The 19,218-nt window shown below is 42.3% G+C and carries 16 protein-coding genes and 1 pseudogene; 12 read left to right on the top strand and 5 right to left on the bottom strand.

The window, feature by feature from the left end; genetic code table 11:
• Positions 1–40 precede the first annotated feature (40 nt).
• The 5 genes from MHZ95_RS09590 (at position 41) to rarD (ending at position 4,044) form a co-directional block, all read left to right on the top strand.
• The gene (locus MHZ95_RS09590) at positions 41–250 is read left to right on the top strand and encodes an alpha/beta-type small acid-soluble spore protein (protein ID WP_239390399.1); all 210 of its coding nucleotides are present in this window, start codon (positions 41–43) and stop codon (positions 248–250) included.
• A gap of 221 nt (positions 251–471) precedes the next feature.
• On the top strand, positions 472–684 hold the full coding sequence (locus MHZ95_RS09585) for an alpha/beta-type small acid-soluble spore protein (protein ID WP_239390398.1): 213 nt from the start codon (positions 472–474) through the stop codon (positions 682–684).
• A gap of 174 nt (positions 685–858) precedes the next feature.
• Positions 859–1,068, top strand: a complete 210-nt coding sequence (locus MHZ95_RS09580) for an alpha/beta-type small acid-soluble spore protein (protein WP_239390397.1) — start codon at positions 859–861, stop codon at positions 1,066–1,068.
• A 171-nt stretch (positions 1,069–1,239) separates the two neighbouring features.
• Positions 1,240–2,811 (top strand): acyl-CoA synthetase MbcS, encoded by a 1,572-nt coding sequence (gene mbcS / locus MHZ95_RS09575; protein ID WP_239390396.1) that lies wholly within the window; start codon positions 1,240–1,242, stop codon positions 2,809–2,811.
• 324 nt (positions 2,812–3,135) lie between these two features.
• On the top strand, positions 3,136–4,044 hold the full coding sequence (rarD, locus tag MHZ95_RS09570; protein ID WP_239390395.1) for an EamA family transporter RarD: 909 nt from the start codon (positions 3,136–3,138) through the stop codon (positions 4,042–4,044).
• A 22-nt stretch (positions 4,045–4,066) separates the two neighbouring features.
• Here the strand turns inward: rarD and MHZ95_RS09565 are convergent, their stop codons facing one another.
• Positions 4,067–4,867 (bottom strand): NAD kinase, encoded by an 801-nt coding sequence (locus tag MHZ95_RS09565; RefSeq protein WP_239390394.1) that lies wholly within the window; start codon positions 4,865–4,867, stop codon positions 4,067–4,069.
• Between the two features lie 106 nt (positions 4,868–4,973).
• Between MHZ95_RS09565 and sppA the strand changes: the two genes are divergently transcribed.
• Genes sppA through MHZ95_RS09540 form a run of 5 tightly spaced genes read left to right on the top strand, consistent with a single transcriptional unit; the run spans position 4,974 to position 9,319 of the window.
• Positions 4,974–5,987 carry a signal peptide peptidase SppA gene (sppA, locus tag MHZ95_RS09560; RefSeq protein ID WP_239390393.1) on the top strand — a complete coding sequence of 338 codons (1,014 nt, stop codon included), beginning with the start codon at positions 4,974–4,976 and terminating at the stop codon, positions 5,985–5,987.
• Between the two features lie 13 nt (positions 5,988–6,000).
• Positions 6,001–6,591 (top strand): RDD family protein, encoded by a 591-nt coding sequence (locus MHZ95_RS09555; protein WP_239390392.1) that lies wholly within the window; start codon positions 6,001–6,003, stop codon positions 6,589–6,591.
• 30 nt (positions 6,592–6,621) lie between these two features.
• Positions 6,622–7,128, top strand: coding sequence for a thiol peroxidase (gene tpx, locus MHZ95_RS09550; protein WP_239390391.1), 507 nt, complete (start codon positions 6,622–6,624; stop codon positions 7,126–7,128).
• A 53-nt stretch (positions 7,129–7,181) separates the two neighbouring features.
• Positions 7,182–8,093 (top strand): class I SAM-dependent methyltransferase, encoded by a 912-nt coding sequence (locus MHZ95_RS09545; protein WP_239390390.1) that lies wholly within the window; start codon positions 7,182–7,184, stop codon positions 8,091–8,093.
• Between the two features lie 35 nt (positions 8,094–8,128).
• Positions 8,129–9,319 (top strand): acetate kinase, encoded by a 1,191-nt coding sequence (locus MHZ95_RS09540; protein WP_239390389.1) that lies wholly within the window; start codon positions 8,129–8,131, stop codon positions 9,317–9,319.
• 63 nt (positions 9,320–9,382) lie between these two features.
• Here the strand turns inward: MHZ95_RS09540 and MHZ95_RS09535 are convergent, their stop codons facing one another.
• The 3 genes and pseudogenes from MHZ95_RS09535 to MHZ95_RS09525 form a co-directional block, all read right to left on the bottom strand.
• Positions 9,383–10,789, bottom strand: a complete 1,407-nt coding sequence (locus MHZ95_RS09535) for an APC family permease (protein ID WP_239390388.1) — start codon at positions 10,787–10,789, stop codon at positions 9,383–9,385.
• A 400-nt stretch (positions 10,790–11,189) separates the two neighbouring features.
• Positions 11,190–12,575, bottom strand: coding sequence for an aminotransferase family protein (locus MHZ95_RS09530; protein WP_239390387.1), 1,386 nt, complete (start codon positions 12,573–12,575; stop codon positions 11,190–11,192).
• 60 nt (positions 12,576–12,635) lie between these two features.
• Positions 12,636–14,116 (bottom strand): annotated as a pseudogene (locus tag MHZ95_RS09525) (aldehyde dehydrogenase family protein).
• Positions 14,117–14,384: 268 nt separating this feature from the next.
• Between MHZ95_RS09525 and MHZ95_RS09520 the strand changes: the two are divergent.
• A complete protein-coding gene (locus MHZ95_RS09520) occupies positions 14,385–17,231 on the top strand; it encodes an AfsR/SARP family transcriptional regulator (RefSeq protein WP_239390386.1) in 2,847 nt (948 codons plus the stop codon).
• Between the two features lie 67 nt (positions 17,232–17,298).
• Here MHZ95_RS09520 and MHZ95_RS09515 read toward each other — a convergent pair whose 3' ends face one another.
• On the bottom strand, positions 17,299–17,748 hold the full coding sequence (locus MHZ95_RS09515; RefSeq protein ID WP_239390385.1) for a universal stress protein: 450 nt from the start codon (positions 17,746–17,748) through the stop codon (positions 17,299–17,301).
• Between the two features lie 295 nt (positions 17,749–18,043).
• Between MHZ95_RS09515 and ald the strand changes: the two genes are divergently transcribed.
• Positions 18,044–19,159: an alanine dehydrogenase gene (gene ald, locus MHZ95_RS09510; RefSeq protein WP_239390384.1), complete on the top strand. Its 1,116-nt coding sequence runs from the start codon at positions 18,044–18,046 to the stop codon at positions 19,157–19,159.
• The last annotated feature ends 59 nt before the right edge of the window (positions 19,160–19,218 follow it).

Below are 19,218 nucleotides of genomic sequence, written 5' to 3'. Positions count from 1 at the left end.
TTGAAGCGGTGCATTCTAAATGCACAAGGAGGTGGTAAACATGGCTAGCAACAACAACGGAAATTCAAATCAGCTTCTAGTGCCAGGTGTACGACAAGCACTTGACCAAATGAAGTACGAAATTGCCAGCGAATTTGGTGTGAATCTTGGACCGGATAGTACATCGCGTGCCAACGGATCCGTAGGCGGAGAAATTACGAAGCGATTAGTACGCCAGGCCCAACAACAAATGAAGGGTTTTGAACAATAATCGCATCCTTTAAAAAGCTGTTCCGAATTTTTCGGAACAGCTTTTCTAATTTTTTATAGGGCAGGCAAAGTGAAAGAGCGCTATTCGATAATTCGTTGAATCAGTGTAGGCAAAATATATACTGTCTAAACCGACTTCAGTAGGATGGATAAAATTGTGATTTTAAAAATGCATGAAATTTTACATGTGGTGCATTCTAACTGCACAAGGAGGTGACCAACATGGCGAGTAATAACAACGGAAATTCAAATCAGCTTGTCGTTCCGGGTGTACGACAAGCACTTGATCAAATGAAAAATGAAATTGCAAACGAATTTGGAGTCAACATGGGACCCGACTCTACATCGCGTTCCAATGGATCTGTGGGCGGAGAAATTACGAAGCGATTAGTGCGTCAAGCTCAGCAGCAGATGAAAGGTTTTACGCAAGAATAAATGATCATCTAGACTGTCCATCATCAATTGATCGGTACAGGTTCCACATCATCAAGTGTGGACAAAAAAACAGGCGTTTAAACCGCCAACAAAGAATGATTTTAAAATTCCTTCCTAAAAAATGCATGAAATTTCGTTAAAGGTACATTCTATACGTACAAGGAGGTGATCATCATGGCTAGTAACAACAACGGAAATTCAAATCAGCTACTTGTTCCAGGTGTTAGACAAGCACTTGATCAAATGAAGAACGAAATTGCTAATGAATTTGGCGTACAACTTGGACCGGATAGTACATCGCGTGCCAACGGATCCGTAGGCGGAGAAATTACGAAGCGATTAGTACGTCAGGCTCAACAGCAAATGAAGGGCTTCGAGCAATAATATAGCACACTGGAAAAGCTGTTCTGGAATGCCTCCGGAACAGCTTTTTCGATTGTATGAAGAGTATGTACATTTCTAAAAGGAACTAAACCACACTGATAGACAGAGTTTCTTTTTGAATTGATGTTTAACGGCATGTATAATAAGCCTATTGAGATGGAGGGGACGTTTATGAAACGTGAAGAACTAATTGCGCCAGAGCAATACAATATCGTGGATGAATTTGAAAAACATGCAATCGATCAAGATAAGAAAGCATTGATTTATATTGATGCGAATGGTGAAAAGAAAGAGATTACATACGATAAATTACTGAAAGAGGCAAATCGGGCAGCCCATGTATTCACGCAAAATGGATTGAAAAAGGGTGATGTTGTCCTTGTTATGATGCCTAGAATGATTGAGGCTTATGTGACGTACATCGGAGCACTAAAAGCGGGGCTTGTCGTCATTCCAAGTTCGGAAATGTTACGTGCATCTGATATTGAATACCGGTTGGCGCATAGTGAGGCAAAAGCCATCGTTGCCTATGAAGCATTTACAGATCAGTTTAACGAAGTGGAAAATTTGAAAGATGTTCAGCTGTTTGTTGTCGGACAAGCCGAGAAGGGACAGCTTTCCCTCTCTGAATTGATGCAGACGATGCCTACTGAGTTCGAGACACCGCCTACACGTCGAACTGATATGGCATTTCTATCCTATACTTCTGGGACAACCGGTAATCCGAAGGGCGTTGTTCATACACATGCTTGGGGTTATGCACATCTTCGGACCGCTGGTGCTTGGCTTGGCATTGAAGAAAATGATATCGTCTGGGCTACTGCAGCGCCCGGTTGGCAAAAATGGATTTGGACTCCATTCCTTTCCGTTTTAGGAAGCGGTGCTGTCGGCTTGGTGTATAACGGGAAGTTTGATGTTCAAACTTATTTGGAACATATCAAGACTTACAATGTCAATGTGCTTTGTTGTACACCGACGGAATATCGCTTCATGGCGAAAGCGGATCATTTGAAGGATTATGATCTGTCTTCCATTCGAAGTGCGGTTTCGGCGGGGGAACCACTTAACCGTGAAGTCATTGATATTTTTGATCGTACGTTTGGACTCAATGTGCGAGATGGGTATGGGCAGACCGAAAATACATTATTGATCGGATCTTTACTCGATGTGGAGGCCCGACCAGGATCGATGGGGAAATCGACACCGGGCAACAAAGTTGAAATCATAGACGATGAAGGGAATCCGGTACAACCTGGAGAAGTCGGGGATATTGCCGTACATATTTCGACCCCTGCATTGTTCAAAGAGTATTTGAAAGACCCTGAGCGGACACATATGCAATTCCGTGGAGATTATTATGTAACGGGCGATCGGGCGAAAATGGATGAGGACGGTTATTTCTGGTTTGAAGGAAGGGGCGATGATATAATTATTAGCTCCGGCTACACAATCGGGCCGTTCGAAGTGGAAGATGCTTTAACGAAGCATCCGGCTGTACGGGAATGTGCCGTTGTTGCAAGCCCTGATGAAGTGCGGGGGAATATCGTCAAAGCTTATGTCGTCCTCCGTGAGCCTGAACGCAAAGATGAGGATGGCTTGATCGGTGAGTTGCAGAATCATGTAAAGAATTTGACAGCGCCTTATAAATATCCTCGAAAAATTGAATTCATTGAAGAATTGCCGAAAACTGTTTCTGGAAAAATCAAACGTGTTGACTTACGAAAACTGGAACAACAAATTTAACATGATTCAGCAGAAGTCCCCCACTTCCATAAGTGGCGGGATGAATGTCAGAAAGCATTTCGATCAGTGGGAGTCCAAACTCCCTGCTGATTCATGTTACGCCGAGGCGTAATTGATCATTTGTCATCACTGCTTTTGTCTAACGGGAAATTCCGTTTAGGCAAAAGCAGTTTTCATTTAGAAGAAATTTCCCCATGATTATAGGGCTGATACGGATGCGAAAAGAACGCGTTGAATATGTCGAAAGTTGAACTTTACGTTTTGCGTAAAGAGGTCTATAATTAACTATTATTTCGGGACTCAAAATAAAAAGGGGGCGTCGTGATGCAAACAGAGAGAAGCGGTGTCCTATGGGCAATCGGTTCATTCCTCATATGGGGAATTATGCCGATCTATTGGAAAAGTCTTGAGCATGTTGTCAGCATGGAAATTTTAGTTAGCCGAATCGTCTGGGCATTCATTTTGACATTTCTTGTTGTCATCTTATTGAAAAATGGTCAACACTTGAAAGAGGATTTTAAAAGGCTTTGGAGTACTCCGCGGGATTTTTGGGCATTGTGTGCCGCCTCTGGAATTGTTTCAAGCAATTGGTTTATTTACATATGGGCAGTCAATCATAATTATATCGTTCAGACAAGCCTTGGTTATTATATGAATCCGCTTGTTTCTGTCCTTTTAGGCATCATCGTTTTAAAAGAAAGACTGTCGGGGGCGCAAAAAATTGCATTTGGATTGGCTGTGATTGGCGTTGTCATCTTAACGATTTCTTATGGAACGTTTCCTTGGATCGCTTTTTCACTGGCAGTGACGTTTGCTGTCTATGGACTGATCAAGAAGCGCGTCAAACTGGATGCCCTTCGCGGATTGACGATTGAAACATTTTTCATCGTGCCGTTTGCGGTCCTTTATTATATATGGCTGTTCATGGACGGCCAAGCCGTATTTTTACAGATTGATGTGAAGACCGATCTATTGCTTATTTTCACGGGAGTAGTCACAGCGCTCCCTCTGGTGATGTATGCAAAAGCTGTGCAGCGGATCCCGCTCTACATGGCAGGATTCCTCCAGTATATCGCGCCGACGATGATGTTATTTATCGGCGTCGTTGTTTTTAACGAAACCTTTGGAAAAATCGAATTCCTGTCTTTCTCGTTTATTTGGTTTGCATTAGTCATATTTACGGCATCGACGGTATTGGAAGTGTTAAAAGTAAAAAGAAGCCAACCTCAGTGAGGCGGCTTCTTTTTACTTTTTGTTATAAATAGATGCGTTGTACTTTTTCCCAGAATGAATTATCTTTTAGCTTGACAGTTTTGATCACTTTATCGCTTAATCGGATTTCTACATTTTCTACTTGACGAATGCCGATTGCTTCATTGTCAGCGGCCATTGAAGGGAAATCGTTCCCATCTTGGTGGACTTTCAGTTTTAAGTTGCGATTTCCGCTCATGATGAAGGGTGAGCCGAGCGTTCTGTATGTATTGTTATTGACAGACGCAAGTTCTGTTACTTGGAAACAAGGCAATAATGGATCGACGACAGCGCCTCTTACAGATTTGTTGTAGGCCGTACTACCAGTTGGAGTGGAGATGATCAACCCGTCACCGAGAAATGTTTCAAACAATGTATCGTCGATGATAACATCGAGGATGAACGTCCGAATGATGTTCGAACGGATACTGAACTCGTTTAAACAATAGAAAGGCTGTTGATTGTCGACAGCTACCTCGATGAGTGGATATTTTCTCACTTTTAGTTTTGCTCCACGTATAGCCTGTGTCATTTCGTAAAGATTGTTATAATGGAAGTCACAATACAAAGCGTGCTTGCCTGTCAGCGATATGCCGGCATATAGGCAGTCCTGACGGAATCCGGTTTTGCGAACGGCCTGTAAGAACGACCCGTCACTGCCGATGCTAATAATGATATTCGCTTTGGCATCATCTTCCGTTATTGTGAATCCTTCATGAATAAAAGCATCTTCGACTTTCGATTTCTTTTCGAGAGAGTCTTTGTCATGTTTACTATAAATGTAAATATTCATTCGATCTTCCAATACGTTGTCTCCTTTCGAATGAGGTATTTCCATTTTAACATGACGTGAAACATTTGGGGGATTGAAACGTATACAATGGTGTAGAGAAAAAAGGAGGAATTTAGAAATGACAATGAAACGATGGATCGCAATCATCGTAGCAGCAGCGCTTATTTTCGTTTCGATAGGCGTCAACTCTTTATCGTACATATTTACAAGGGATTTTAGCGGTCTCTTTGAAGAAATGAGGGCTACCTCTTCTTCGGGCTATCAGGAAAATATTTTAGAGCAAGGGACAGGGAGAGATAAAATTGCTGTTCTGACAGTTGATGGAATCATTCAAGATTTGGGGAATTCAACGTCCATTTTCCAGCCTTCAGGCTATAACCATCAATATTTCATGAATCAACTGAATGGGATTCTGGAAGATGAGCAGGTCAAAGGTGTCGTCTTGAAGGTGAATACACCTGGCGGAGGCGTTGTTGAATCGGCGGATATCTATGACACGATACGGACGATCCAAGAAGAAAGAGGCATCCCGTTTTACGTTTCCATGGGTGGCATGGCGGCTTCTGGTGGATACTATATTTCCGCGCCGGCCGATAAGATCTTCGTCAACCATGAGACGATTACAGGTTCAATCGGTGTCATTATGGAAAGTGTCAATTATGCGAAGCTTGCCGAAAAATATGGCATCGACTTTAATACGATCAAAACGGGTCCGTACAAAGACATCATGAGTGGCTCGCGTGCGATGACAGACGAAGAGCGGGCGATGTTGCAGGAAATGATCAATGATTCGTATGAGCGTTTTGTCAACATTATTGAAGAAGGCCGGAATATGACAGAAGCGGAAGTGAAGAAAATAGCCGATGGGCGGATCATGAATGGCCGTCAAGCAATCGAGTCAGGATTGGCGGATGAGTACGGGAAGACTTCGGACGTTATTGCCGCAATGAAGGAAGACTATGATCTGCAAAAGGCAACTGTTTTCGAATATTCGACGCTCGATAGCTGGAGTTCAATTTTTGGCGTGAAAGCAAGCAAATTATTTGGAAGCAATATCGAGTCTGAACTGATCGGTAAATTGCTATCGGATTACAATGCGCCACGGATGATGTACTTGTATGGTGAAAGATAAGGAGGTATTCGCAATGACAGAACAGATTGGACCACAAGAAGAGCAAGTAGAAGAAACGGTTGCTACAAGACCGATTGCTAATGCTGAGCCTGTCCGGATCGAACACTTCCGGGCGAAAGCTGCAGGTTTTTGGATACGGTTCTGGGCCTATACGATTGACTTGCTCGTTGTAAGTGCGTTAAGTGGAATACTTGTCAAGCCGATTTTCAGAGCTGCGGATATCGAAATCACCAATCCTTCGTTTCTATTATTCAGCCCTTATAAAGTGACGGCACTGCTTCTATTTCTTGTCTATTTCATATTGATGACGAAGTATTTGCAGCAAACCGTAGGGAAGATGATTATGGGCATAAAGGTCATGCCGAAAGAGGGGGAGAAATTGACGTGGTCAACGGTCATTTTCCGCGAAGGGTTCGGACGCTTCATTTCAAAAATGCTCTTGATTCCGTATTTGCTCGTTTTGTTCATGCCGAGAAAAGAGGCTTTACATGACTTGTTTGCAGATACAATCGTAATCCATGAAAATGCTTATGAAAAAGAGCTGCGTATCAATGATCGTAGTATATCTGGTAGTCAACAGTTGCCAGAAGGGACTGTCATTTAGTAAGATGTAAAGAGAAAGGGAGGCGTTTTCGTGGCAAATGTTACATTTAAGAACAATCCTGTTACATTACTTGGCAAAGAGGTAGCTGTAGGAGATACGGCACCGGATTTCACAGTACTTGCAAACGATTTGAGCCCTGTTACACTTGCAGACTCGAAAGGGAAAATCAGACTGATCAGCGTGGTACCTTCCGTTGATACGGGAGTTTGCGCTGTACAAACCCGTAAGTTCAATGAGGAAGCGGCATCTCTTGGAGATAATGTTGAAATCTTGACCATTTCTGTCGATTTACCATTTGCGCAGGCAAGATGGTGTGCGGCAGAAGGAATCGAAAATGTGAAAACTCTCTCCGATCATCGTGATCTTTCTTTTGGTGAAGCGTATGGAGTTGTCATTCAAGAACTTCGCTTACTATCACGTTCAATCTTCGTCGTCGATCAAAATGATAAAGTGACGTATGTCGAGTACGTGAGTGAAAACACGAACCATCCGAACTATGAACAAGCCATCGAAGCAGTTAAACAATTACTAAACTAATTTTGGAAACCCACTCGGAAACGGGTGGGTTTTCTCGCGATAGAGGGATAATTATGGAGACAAATACTGAGAAAATTTTTGCGTTTATCGATACATATGCAGAATCATCGGACTCGCTTTACTTGGAGTCGGTCATTGAAGCATGCCAGAAATGGGTGAAAGGTGAGCAGCAACCGGATTTAGAGGCAATGGCCACAAAAGAGGAAATTCGAAGAGGAATCCAGCTTGCTGTGTTGAAAGGGATGAACCGACACGCACAACCAAATCATCAAATGACACCGGATGCGATCGGGATGCTTATCGGTCATATTGCAGGGAGAGTGGCTCAAAATAAGCAAAACTTAACATTGCTTGACCCGGCCGCCGGAACAGGGAATTTATTATATACCGTGATGAATGCCATCGGTAATGGGGCAACAGCGACCGCGGTTGAAATTGATGAATTGCTCGTTCGGCTGTCTGCCGTGATGGCAGATTTGCTTGAGCAACCTGTTACATTTTATATACAAGATTCCCTGAGACCTTTGCTGGTCGATCCGGTCGATATGACGATTAGTGATTTGCCAGTCGGCTATTACCCGGATGATGACAATGCGCTCAATTATGAATTGATGCCGACGGAAGGTCATGCTTATGCGCATCATTTGTTTATCGAACAATCGATGAAGCATACGAAAGCGGGCGGCTACGCTCTATTCCTTGTGCCGGCCAATTTGTTTGATTCGGAACAATCCAGTTTTCTACATCCCTATTTAAAGAATCGGACATTGATTCGAGCGGTGATTCAGTTGCCAGACTCGTTATTTAAAAATGCGATCCATGCCAAAAGCTTGCTCATCCTGCAAAAGCCATATCCGGAAAAGACAGCAGCATCGGACGTACTACTGGCAAAAGTACCAGATATGACGGACAAGCATGCCATGGCGTTATTTCTTCAAAAGATAGACAGCTGGGCTTCAGAGTGATCCATTGTAATTTAAGTGAATAGGAGGCCAAAGCCATGCGGAATATTTTAGCAATCAATGCAGGGAGTTCATCCTTGAAGTTTCAGCTTCTTCAAATGCCGGAAGAGGACGTCACGGCAATCGGGCAAATTGAACGGATCGGACTTCCGGGATCTTTTATTAAATTAAAATCCGAAGCGGTGAATACGAAAAAAGAACAGGCTATAAACAACCATGCGGATGCGGTAGCTCTATTATTGGAGATGCTCATCAGCGAGGGGGTTGTCCTTTCGTACGATGAAATTGACGGGATCGGTCATCGGGTCGTGCACGGGGGAGAAGTATTCAGTGATTCCGTATTGATCACCGATGATATTCTTGAAAAGCTGGAAGAACTTTCAAGCTTGGCGCCGCTGCATAATCCGGCGAATATTGTTGGAATCAAGGAATTCCAAAAGGCTTTGCCAGGCGTTCCAGCGGTTGCGACTTTTGATACGGCTTTTCATCAGACGATGACGGAAAGTTCCTTCTTGTACCCGTTACCCTATGGGTACTATGAAAAATACGGTATCCGTAAATATGGTTTCCATGGTACAAGCCATAAATATGTAACCGAGCGGGCTGCAGTGCTGTTAAACCGCCCATTAGAAGATACACGTCTCATTTCTTGCCATCTTGGAAATGGCGCGAGTATAGCAGCGGTCAAAGGAGGGAAATCCATCGACACGTCCATGGGCTTCACGCCACTTGCCGGCGTGACGATGGGAACTCGTTCGGGCAATATTGATCCGGCATTGATCCCTTACATAATGGAACGGACAGGGAAAACCGTTGAAGAAGTGCTAGAGATTCTCAATAAAGAGTCAGGGATGCTTGCATTATCCGGTTTTTCAAGTGATTTACGCGATATCGAGATTCAGGCTTCAGAAGGTAATGAGCGCGCACAGCTTGCCTTGGAAGTTTTTGCTGGGCGTATCCATAAATACATCGGCTCTTATGCCGCAAAAATGGGCGGTGTCGATGCGATCATCTTTACAGCAGGTATTGGTGAGAACAGTGACGTCATCCGTGAGAAAGTATTACATGGTCTGGAATTTATGGGGGTTTACTTTGACCCGGATCTGAATAATATCCGCGGAAAAGAAGTCTATATCAGTTTCCCGCATTCACCGGTAAAAGTGTTAGTCATCCCGACGAACGAGGAAATCATGATTGCTCGTGATACGATGCGTGTCGCGGGATTGTAGAAGATCCTTGAAAAAAAACTCGGTTATGAACATGCAACAAATGTTCATAACCGAGTTTTTGCATTACATATCGTCCAAAAAATTTGCGTCTCTTTTCAGTATCTTTGTCATGATGAATAAGAATGTAATCCCTATGAATACCCAAATCAGGCCGATTGTTTTTCCGAGCGGGGAAATCCCGATCGTGATATAACCGCATACGAATAAACCTAAAATGGGACCCAGTAAATTCGGGATAAAATGTTTTAACGAACGTTCATGTCGGCGTCCAAAAAACTCGATGATCACGGAAAGGTTGACAGCAAGGAATCCGATTAAAGCGCCAAATACAATCAGTTGAAACAAAACGCTTAATGGAATTAGAATTGCTCCCATATACCCTACAACGGCCAAAATAAGAATGCTGCAGTAAGGGGTTTTATGCTTAGGATGCAATCGGGCGAAGAGGCTAGGCAATAGTTTGTCCCCACCCATACTATATAAAATTCGTGAGGCAGAGGCTTGGCCCGCTAATGCAGTTGAAATTCCTGAAACGGCAATGATCAATGTACAAATCGTTGCTAACCCCATCCCTCCAATGGTTACAGCAATTTCAAAGAATGCAGTATCTTGGGAGATGAACGATGTGAAATCTGTGACAACAATTGTAGCGAAATATACTTGTAAAATGTAAAAGAAAGAACTGATCAAGAGAGCAAGTATAGCTGCACGACCGACTGTTTTACCTGCTACCTTTGAATCTTCCGCCATTGTTGTCACAGCGTCAAATCCTAAGTACGAAAGAACAGCTAGCGAAGTTCCCGCGAGTAAAGCATCAAAAGAAAAAGTGGATGAATTATAAATGCCTTGGAAGGAAAATATACTGCCTATCCCGCCGGTCTGTATTAAGTGATGAATGGCGAAACTAATAAATAACACCAAGCTGAATAGCATGAATAAAGTCATGATAATATTGAGACGCGAGCTCACATGGGCTCCGAGATAATTACTTACAGTAACAGGAACAAGGAAAAAAAGTAATGTTAACCACAATGGGAGAGCCGGAAAGAGTTCCATTAGAAAAATTGCGCTTATTTTATACAGCAGCATGGGGATTAATAAATAATCCAATAAGATCGCCCATCCGGCGACAAAACCGACTTTGGGAGAGATGGCTTGAGATGTGTAACTATACGTAGAGCCTGCTTTTGGAAAAGCACCGGCCATTTTCCCGTACGAAGAAGCTGTAAACACCATGGCAATGAGACCGACTAAATAAGAGAGCACAGCATGACCCTGTGAGGTGAGAGTAAGTTCGCCAAATAGTGTTTGTGCTGATACAGGAGCCATAAATACCATTCCGAAAATCACTAAATCCCTTGTCTTTAAAACTTTCTTTAACGAATGTTCATTCGTTTCGTTGTAAGCGTTTGCAAAAGTGGTGGTCGTTGCTGTGGTGACCGTGTCATTTGAATCTTTATAAATTCCCATTCTATCTACTCCTTCGTCCACTGTTTTTGAAAAAGGATAAGTCATTATGAAGACGGGTTACAGCAATGCAGTCAAAGAAGGCTATCCCACCCAGCTCACTCTTGTTTGGAGGTTGCGGGATAGCCTGGATTGTCACGGATTATCTTCATTCAGCAGAAGGCTCCCACCTCTCTAGGTGGTGAGATGAATGCAGTTTTGTTTTCCTGTTCAGTGGGTGTCCAAACGCCTGCTGAACGAAGAGTAGAAGGCAACCTAAGTTCGCTGCGTCCTGCAGCAACGGTTGCATGACCTACCTCCTGTAGGCCCGCGGATGTCACAGATTTTTTAGAGGAGCTTTTCGAGCGAGCTCGAAAAAATCTGGACGCAATTACGCCGAGGCGTAATTGATTGTCCTTGCAGATTATAAAACTTGTTTTTCATATGCGCTGATTGAATCTGATAAAATGTCAATCATTTTTTCAATATCTTGCTTCGTTGAAATGAGAGGAGGCGCAATGGCGACAGCGTTCATTCCTCCAAAAGTAAGCGGTCTTACAATCAAATTCCGTTTTGCACATTCTTCGACGACCGCGAGAGCTGCAAATTCAGTTGGGGCAAATGGAATATTGTTCTCAGGGTCTCTAAATAACTCGATGGCCCCCATCAGACCGATTGCCCTAGGCTTTGCAGTAATTTTATGTTTTTGCTCTAAATGGTTGAGACCTTTTAGTAATTCTTCACCGACTACGCGAGCATTGTCCACGAGACCTTCATTTTCGATAATTTCAATCGTTTTTAAAGCGACTGCACATGCTGTCGGATGCCCACTATAAGTGAAGCCGTGATAGAAAACATCGTCCGACATCTTGTTCAGTTCATCTCTTAACTTTTCCGTCATCATGACTGCGCCGAGCTGAATATAACCGCTCGTAATTCCTTTAGCCACACACATAATGTCAGGCACAACATTCCAATGATTGACCCCGAACATTTTGCCTGTTCTTCCAAATCCGGTAATGACTTCATCCGTTATCATGAAAATCCCGTATTCATCACATAAGTCACGAAGGGCCTTCAGATAGCCTTCTGGTGGAATGTTGACGCCGCCTACACCTTGTACAGGTTCAAGAATAATCGCCGCGATATTTTCCGGACCTTCCTTCTCGATGATTCCTCTAAAACTACGGTCGTAATCTGGATCAGTTTTATCTCCAAGTTCGCAATTGGTTTTATAGGGGATTGCATGTAGAAAATCAGGCGCGATAGCTGTGATCATCTTTTTAAATTCCGGAACGCCGGTTGCACTTGTTGCACCCATTGTCACGCCGTGGTAACTTAGGTCCAAAGAAATGATTTTTCTTCGATTTGGCTGTCCTTTTAGTTTCCAGTAATGGCGCACAATTTTAAAGGCACTTTCATTTGACTCAGAACCACCCGAAGTGAAGAAGCTGACGTTTAAATCGCCTGGTGCAATGCTCGCTAGTTTTTCGGATAACCGAATGACCACTTCATGTGAGTTGTTAAAAAAAGACGAAGCATAGGCCAGTTTCATCATTTGCTCACTTGCCGCATCTGCAAGTTCTTGTCGACCATATCCAAGATTGACATTCCATAGTGAAGAAACTCCGTCAATGTATTCAACTCCATGGACATCCGTAATATGGATTCCCTTGCCTTTTTCAAAAATAACAGCTGGACCATCTGCTTGTTGGAGCGGTAACGGAGTAGTTGGGTGTAGAAAATGTTTTTTATCAAGTTGTTGTAATTGTTCAGGACTCACTTTGTTTTCTGTTATTTGTTTTGTCATTAAAAAAACCCCCTCATATAGTTTGAATTCTTGACTTGATTCAAGTTGCGGTTAGAACACTTAAAGTCCGTACCAGTCGAGGCTTTCGGCATTTAAATCGACCCATACATGTTTCGTTTGTGTATACATGTCCATCGCTTGTATCCCTAATTCTCGTCCAAAACCACTTTGTTTTGTTCCACCGAAAGGAGCTACACTGTCCAAGAAACTATAAGTGTTTAACCAAACGGTTCCAGATTTCAGACCGCGAGCCATGCGTAGGCCTCGCTTAACGTCACGCCAGCCGCCAAGCCGTAAATACTTTCATTGGCTTTGGTGAGGGCATCCTCTTCGTCTTTAAAGCGAATCACAGAAACGACTGGTCCGAAAATTTCTTCCTTGGCAACGGTCATATCATTCGTTACATTTTCTAATATGGTAGGTGTATAGTAGTAGCCATTACCCGCACCTTCATATCGTTCGCCGCCGGTAAGTAAATGGGCGCCTTCTTTTTGACCAATCTCAACGTAGCTTTCAATACGTTTTAACTGCGCATTCGATACTTGCGGACCCATTAATGTGGACATATCTAATTGATTCCCAACTTTAATGGATTGCGTTTTCTTGAGAAAAGCATGCATAAAGTCATCATAAACGGCATCTTGCACCAACAACCGAGAGCCGGCCGCGCACACTTGACCTTGTGCAAAATAAATGCCGAAAGTAGACATATTGACTGCGTTTTGAATGTCGGCATCTGAGAAGATGATATTCGGTGATTTGCCTCCTAGTTCTAATGAGAGCGGTTTCAAATTTTTCGCTGCAGCTTGCATAATAATGCGTCCGGTATTGGTAGATCCGGTGAAAGCCAGTTTGTCGATGTCTGGGTGGGAAGCAAGAGCATTTCCGGTCACAGCACCAAAACCAGGTACAATATTAATGACGCCCTCTGGGATTCCAACCTCTTGGAAGATTTTCATCAGTTCGAGTATGCTAGAAGGCGTTTGCTCGGCTGGCTTTATGACAAGAGTATTCCCAGCTGCTAATGCCGGAGCTATTTTCCACATGGCTAACATCAGTGGGAAGTTCCAAGGAACAATTGCGCCAATAACGCCTAAAGGTTCTTTTAATGTAAAGTTCAATCGATCGGGTGATGTCGCTAACGTTTCACCTTGTACTTTATTTGCCAATCCGGCATAGAACTCAAGTACACTAATGGTTTCAGGAATAGCGATATTTAATGTCTCACGAATGGTTAAACCGGATTCTCTCGATTCCACTTCAGCGAGAAACTCCGTTTTTTCTCTCATCTTCAAGGCGGCTTGATAGAGCAATCTCCCTCGATCTGCCGGGGTCATTAAGGCCCAAGAACTTTTCTCGAATGCCTTTCTAGCCGCTTTAACGGCTAGATCAACGTCTTCAGGACCCGCTTCAGCTACAATTGCATTTGTTTCGCCAGTCCCGGGATTAATCGATTCAAATGTTCTACCTGATAGCGCGTCTACCCATTTGCCGTTGATGAATAGTTTATATTCCTTCGTTATGGTCAGGTCTTTTGTCATGGGAAGTCCTCCTTTAGGGAATAGTGATTGTCTTGAATACTCGGAAAATTTAACTTAAACTGAATAATACATGTTGTTATGCAACCCCTTTCATAAATCGTTTGGAACATGTAACGCTATGATAAATAACAAGACTTACTGCAATCTTACAGAGGGGTAGAATATTCTTACTACCGGAAATTCACATTGAATGATAATGGAAGTCCTAAAATTATCTGAGTGAAAAGTGAAGGATAAAAGGATATGAAATGCTTGGAGAAGGAGTTGGATGACGATGAAAATTGAAGTGAACAGGCTGAGATTACCTACTTACTCCTCATACGCAAAACGAAATCGATTATACGATGAATTTGATCAGTATCCTAACGCCTCGTTCATTTTAATAATGGGGGACAGTGGATACGGTAAAACGACGTTCGTTTCAAATTACGTTCGTGAAAAAAATTTGCCGACTGTTTGGATCCAATTAGCAGGCACGGAACGGTATGCGCATATGTTTCTAAGTTATTTAAAAGTTGGGATCCATCGATTGAAAAATGAAGATTATCCATTAGAAACGGTATTACCTAAAAATACAGAAATGGAGCTGGAAGAAATTGCATCGTTGCTATCCAGACAATCTACACCGATGTATATTGTTTTAGACGATTATCAATCAGTAGATGCAAGTCTTGAAATCGGTTCCCTTTTGACGATGCTCACCAACCGTGCTTCTTCGATGGTGAAATTTATCGTTATTAGCCGAGTTCGTCCTTCTTTATCGACGACGAAATTGAAAATGGAACAAAAGTATATGGAATTATCCACTGCTGATTTAGCGTTTACATTTGAAGAGACAAAAGAATTTTATAACACGACGCATAAATTGGCGCTTGAAGATCATGAGCTTCAGTTAATCCATAAGACAACAGAAGGATGGATTGCGAGTTATCAGCTGATCCTTGGGGTGATCGGTAAAATGAATCAACAGGAACGTACACTTTTTTGGTCTACATTTCCTAATGTTCAAGACATTTATGATTATCTTTCCACGGAAGTCATTCAATCACAACCGGACGATATCAAGTTGTTTTTATATCGAACAAGCTTGTTGCCAGAATTGGATCCGATTGTAATTGATGAATTGCTAGGGATTCAAAAATCGGAGGAAATACTCAATCATCTTTTAAATCATCATTTGTTTATTTATCGGGATGGATTAGGCGTTTTGCGTTACCATCGATTATTTCGCCAATTTTTATATCAAAATTATAAAGGGCTTGTCACAAATGAATTGATCAATCGTGAGCACCTTAAACTTGCAGCGATATATGAAGGTCGTTTTCAACTTATTAACGCATTTGCGCACTACACGGTCGGGAAGGATTATATAAATGCAACAAAAGTTATGGGGATGATCCGAGACCGGTATAACCCTGTAGAATCCATGCTCTTATTAGACGGATGGCTGGATGAAATAGCACCGGATGAATCATTTGCCAGCAATACATTGTTTTTAATCCGATGCATTCCGTTATCTGCCTTCAACGAGTTAACAGTACTTTTTGAGAAAAGTATTTCAGTGTTGGAGAAGGAGAAAAGTGAACTGTGGCTTTGTAATCTTCAACATCGGCTTGCAACGATTTATTTGATGCGAGGGGAAATCAAAAAGGCGAAGGACCTTTTTCAAAAATCTTTGGATAGCTCGGAACGGTTTCATAATCATACAACAAATGCATTGAACTTAACTCTTCTGGCGGAAATCTATCGATACTTAGGGAATTATCCGAAAGCGATGGAATACGTGCGAGAGTCGTTATTTATTTCAGATAAATATCGGATCAGACATACACAAATTCAGGCACTTGATACGATGGCAACGATCTTTCTCGATGATAAAAAAACGGAAGAGGCTTCCCTGTATATCCACCAAGCATTGGAACTGGCACAGCAGTATGATAAATCCTCCCTGTTTTTTGTCTATACGACAATGGGAAGGTTGTTTCGCATAAAAGAAGATTTTGCAAAATCGCAGGAGTGGGGAACAAAAGCGGTTGCAATAGCGGAAAGTTATCGAGCTGAATTTGATTTAGGTTGGTCTGCTCATGAGCTGGGAAAAAGTTATCTTGAAAATGGAGAGTTTGAGAAAGCCGAGCATTTTCTTGAAAAAGCGAGCCACGCTTCTTCCTCATTTACACTTTATCATTGTGAGGTAGGGATAACGCAATTGGAATTATACAAACAGAGGGGAGATGCGAAGCGTGCAGCAAAAAAACAAGCAGAGTTGCTCGGATTATTGAAGGAGCATGACTACGAATGGTTGTTGAATCAAATGGAAGAAATTAATCACGTGAAAGAGGAGAAACATCCACGGCTCGTTATTCAAACACTTGGTCGATTTAAATTATTTTATAACGGGGAACCGCTTATTATAAAAAGAAGTTCAAGTCTTCGGCTTCTCCAGTTTTTTATTACAAATAGAAATAAGCAAATTGAAAGAGATATCCTCCTCGATGCCGTGTTTCCGGAAGGATCATTCGAAACCGTACAAAATCAGTTTCATGTCGCTGTGTCAGTATTGCGCAAAGTATTGGAGCCGAATTTAACATCGGGAACCCAGTCACGTTTCATCAAACGTATCGGCAATCACTATTTGTTTTGTACGGAAGAAATGGATTTGGACATCGAGCGTTTTACATCTTTAACATCCGTACAGGATCATCATGACTCCGAAGAAACGATTCATAACTTACAACAAGCAATTTCTTTATTTCAAGGAGATTTTTTTGAAGAGTATCCATATGAATTATTTTTGGAAGCGGAACGTGAACGACTTCGGGCATTGTTTATCAAAACAAGCCGGCGATTAGCAGATTTTTACTATGTACAGAAGGAATACAATACTTGTTTCGAATATTTTGAGAGAATCTTGAAAAAAGATCCAGATCACGAACAGACCTATCTTGACTATCTTGAGTTGCTTTTGAAACAGAAACGTACTTTAAAAGCTTCCAGTATCGCTAGTCAAATGATTCAACATTTTGATCGGGAAATGGGGATTGATGTGGAAGAATCCGTCGCCATATTATTCGCGAGGTATGATCATCCGGTAAGTTTGCAACGTATTGGCAATTAACCAATTAAGAAAAAGAGTTGTCCGACAAATGCAGGACAACTCTCTTTGCTTTAAACACATTTCTTGCTTAATGCTCTTCAGGCGTGCGGATGACCAGTACATCACATTTCGCTGAGCGAACGATATTTTCAGAGACACTACCGATCAGGAAGCGTTCAACTGCATTCAAACCAGTCGCACCACAAATGATCAAATCAGCATTCAATTTCTTGGCGATGTCTTTGGAAATCATTGTTTTAGGAGAACCATATTCAACAAGAATATTGACATTTGTCACGCCCGATTGCAGAGCCTCTTCTTTGTATTTGTTCAGCAGTTCTTCAGAGAATTTCTGAGCCCGTTCTGCAATCGACCGATCATAAGCTTCAACAGATGCATATGAACGAGTATCGATGATATTGATCAAATTCAAAGTGGCCTCATTTCGATCAGCGATTGCTACTGCCTTTTTAAACGCCCATTCCGATTCTTTTGATCCATCCACTGCTACAAGAATTTGATTATAAACTAGTGTCATCCTTTCCCACTCCATTCTTTAGTTGTTATTATTAATATTTCGAGAGTTAAGAGAAAATTCCTTTTAATTTTCTAAAAAAAAATTTGAAATTCGTCGAGATTCGACAATATTGTTACGATATATGGAATTTGCTTTACAAATGTTCATGAAAAAATACACGGTTGAATATTCCGTATTTTTCTGAAAATGAAGCCAAAATGACGACTTTCTGCTAAAATGGTAGCTACGTTGGTTTCTGACGGTTAGATTCAATACTCAATTACACTAACAAACATGTTCTTTAGGAGGAATTGTAATGCGAATCGGTGTTCCAAAAGAAGTTAAAAATAATGAAAATCGTGTCGCCATGACACCAGCGGGCGTTTTTAATTTAAAAACAGCAGGTCATGAAGTCATTATTGAAACAGGCGCAGGTCTAAACTCGAGCTTCACGGATGAAGAATATATCCAGGCAGGGGCGAAAATTGTTCCGTCCGCAGCTGAGGCATGGGATGTAGAGATGGTGATGAAGGTAAAGGAGCCGGCCGCTTCAGAATATGATTACTTACGTGAAGGGCTCATTCTTTTCACCTATTTGCATTTGGCGTCTGAAGAGCAGCTGACAAAAGTGCTTCTGGAAAAGAAAGTTATAGCAATCGCATACGAAACGGTTCAGCTAGAAAATAAAACACTGCCTCTCTTAGCACCGATGAGTGAAGTTGCAGGTCGCATGGCGACGCAAATCGGTGCGCAATATTTACAACAAACGCATGGTGGTAAAGGGATTCTACTAAGCGGTGTACCGGGTGTCCCGCGTGCCAATGTGACTATCATTGGCGGTGGGCAAGCGGGGACAACTGCTGCCAAGGCCGCGGTTGGCATGGGAGCGGCAGTCACGGTACTCGATTTGTCTGTTGAGCGACTTCGTCATTTGGATGAGTTTTTCGGGAATGACATTCAGACACTTGTTTCGAACCCATTCAATATATCAAATGCGGTGAGAGAAGCCGATCTCGTAGTCGGTGCAGTACTGATTCCTGGGGCAAAAGCGCCGAAACTTGTTACGGAAGAAATGATCAAATCGATGAAACCAGGATCGGTTCTTGTTGATATTGCGATCGACCAAGGCGGGATTTTTGAGACGTCTGATCGTGTGACGACGCATGATGATCCGATTTTTGTCAAGCACGGTGTCGTCCATTACGCAGTCGCAAATATGCCAGGGGCTGTGCCGCAAACTTCTACGATTGCTTTGACAAACGTCACGGTTCCTTATGCACTTCAAATTGCCAATAAAGGATATCGACAAGCATGCTTGGATAACCATTCCTTGCAAAAAGGCTTAAACACATTAGAAGGATATGTTACGCATCAAGGAGTAGCCGAAGCACGAGGATTTGAATACGTACCGGCAGAGACATTATTGAAATGAGCTGCTGAATGAAGATAAAGGGCTGTTCGGAAAATCAGTGAAAACTGATCTTCCGGAAC

The sequence above is a fragment of the Sporosarcina sp. ACRSM genome (assembly GCF_022346545.1).
GTDB lineage: Bacteria > Bacillota > Bacilli > Bacillales_A > Planococcaceae > Sporosarcina.
This window is presented reverse-complemented; position numbering and strand designations above follow the sequence as displayed.